2 protein-coding genes are annotated in these 576 nt (G+C 63.7%); both read left to right on the forward strand.

Translation table 11 applies throughout. From position 1 onward, the window contains the following. Nucleotides 1–218 (forward strand): transposase domain-containing protein (locus tag METLW4_RS23790; protein ID WP_198290167.1); only part of this gene is annotated, 218 nt, incomplete at its 5' end. Beyond that, the gene (locus METLW4_RS0103245) at nt 194–454 is read left to right on the forward strand and encodes a hypothetical protein (RefSeq protein WP_018264770.1); all 261 of its coding nucleotides are present in this window, start codon (nt 194–196) and stop codon (nt 452–454) included. The genes METLW4_RS23790 and METLW4_RS0103245, both read left to right, overlap by 25 nt. Nucleotides 455–576 lie beyond the last annotated feature (122 nt).

Consider the following 576-nt stretch of genomic DNA (forward strand, 5'->3'; position numbering starts at 1 on the left):
GGAAAAGCTGGTTGTTCTGCGGTTCCGACCGCGGCGGCCAGCGGGCCGCCGCGATGTACAGCCTCATCATCACCGCCAAGATGAGCGGCGTCGATCCGCAGGCCTGGCTCGCCGACGTTCTCTCGCGCATCGCCGGACACCCAGCGCATAGGCTCGATGAACTGCTGCCGTGGAACTGGCGAGTGTCGGCTCCGTGCGCGTCGGCGCTGACGGCCTGAGCATGCACGTCAACAAGGTCGATCACGTCACGACCGTCGAGCGCGTCGCGGAACGCCTCGGCGAGAGCGTCGACTTCGTCCACGACGCCGCTCTCGAAATGGACACCGAGGACGGCGTCATCTGGGTCTACGGCATCGGAGACGACGGCGTTCTCACATTCACCGACTTCGGCATCGAAACTCTCGTCGAGCTCATCGAAATCCACAAAGACCTGAAGTTGCGCGCCGGCGCCTGACGCTTCAGCCTATTCCGCCTGCGGTCCACGCCGGATGCTTACACTTGGCCCGACTTGCCTTGGTGCTTTTCAGTTTCGAGCGCGTTGACGAGCTCGACGGTGGAGAAGAACCGCACGCGCTT

It is taken from the genome of Methylosinus sp. LW4, from assembly GCF_000379125.1.
GTDB lineage: Bacteria > Pseudomonadota > Alphaproteobacteria > Rhizobiales > Beijerinckiaceae > Methylosinus.